Origin of the sequence: Moorena sp. SIO4A1 (assembly GCF_010672065.1) — a bacterium.
Classification (GTDB): domain Bacteria; phylum Cyanobacteriota; class Cyanobacteriia; order Cyanobacteriales; family Coleofasciculaceae; genus Moorena.
On record NZ_JAAHHX010000789.1, the window covers coordinates 1 to 1,331 of the forward strand.

Genomic DNA, 1,331 nt, shown 5'->3' on the forward strand with positions numbered 1-1,331 from the left:
AGGGTCTTGAATAGTCTCACGAGCCGTAGCAGAAAGTCGCGGATCGTCAGCAGCCCACCACAAAAAGGCATTTGTATCAAGTAGAGCTTGCATTTTATCCCTTATCCTTGACCGTAAAAAGATTCTAAAATCTCTTCAGGGAGAGGATCGTCAAAATCATCTGGAACAACTAAACGCCCTTTGTCGATACCTGGCACTCTTGGTTTTGGTGGTTTTATTGACGGAATAATCCTTGCCATTTCTTGGCCCTGTGCTGAAATGATAATTTCTTCTCCTTTGAGTACCTGACTGAATAATTCAGAGAATCGTTGTTCAGCTTCTTGTTGGTTTACATGAATCGTCATATCTTCATATTATTTAGTTAATATAGTATATCAACCATAAGTACAACTATGATAACCTTAGCTAAATGGTCAATTGAAGACTATCATCACATGATTGCAGCAGGTATCCTAAGTGAGCGTCGTGTCGAATTACTAGAAGGGCAAATTATTGAGATGTCACCAGAGGGACCTTTACATCGAAAAATAAACGATTCTATCGCGGAATATTTGCGGGAACAGCTCCGAGGTAGCGCCAAGATTTACGAATCACATCCTATTTCCCTTCCTGATTCAGAACCAGAACCAGATATTGCCGTTGTCAAATTGCCCGTTTCCTTGTACGACTCTCGTCACCCTTCTGCCGAAGAAATTTACCTATTAATAGAAATCTCTGATAGTACCTTAGAAAAAGACTTGGAACAGAAGCGAATTACTTATGCTAATGCTGGCATCTTAGAATATTGGGTTGTAGATTTGAAAGCTCAACAACTGATCGTGTTTCAGCAACCATCGGGCAATAGTTATCAAAATCAACAAACCTACAGCCAAGGAAATCTATCCCTTGTGGCTTTTGAGCATATTAAACTATCAGTAGAAAAGCTAGTATCGTTAACCTAAAATAGGGAATAAGCAAGCTAGCAATAGGCAATCACAAAAATTAACATAAAGCGTTCGCTTTTAGCGGAAGCAGCGCAAACTAATGGGCTTAATTAAATCAGAAATTTAAGTTACTTATTAAGTATTAGCAACGCCCCATATATAGCCTTTGTATTTGAGACGTAAACCTAGGAAGTCTATTTTTACTGTCCAATATAGCGCTACGCGCCAGGCAATAGGCATGCTAGCAATAGGCAATAGTGAAGAAAAAAGCTTACTAATCAAGGGATTGAGCGATTTTAATTTTTATTCACTTGTCAAACACCATAGTGCGTAGTGCTATAACACTCCGGCTCTATTTTCCCTATTGCTAGCATGCCTCTTGCTAGCATGCCTCTTGCTAGCATGCCT

General features: G+C 39.5%; 2 protein-coding genes. One reads left to right on the plus strand and one right to left on the minus strand.

The window, feature by feature from the left end:
• Positions 1–101 precede the first annotated feature (101 nt).
• The gene (locus tag F6K53_RS42915; RefSeq protein ID WP_293086728.1) at positions 102–344 is read right to left on the minus strand and encodes a type II toxin-antitoxin system prevent-host-death family antitoxin; all 243 of its coding nucleotides are present in this window, start codon (positions 342–344) and stop codon (positions 102–104) included.
• Positions 345–392: 48 nt separating this feature from the next.
• Here F6K53_RS42915 and F6K53_RS42920 point away from each other — a divergent pair, with 48 nt between their 5' ends.
• A complete protein-coding gene (locus F6K53_RS42920; RefSeq protein WP_293086731.1) occupies positions 393–941 on the plus strand; it encodes a Uma2 family endonuclease in 549 nt (182 codons plus the stop codon).
• The last annotated feature ends 390 nt before the right edge of the window (positions 942–1,331 follow it).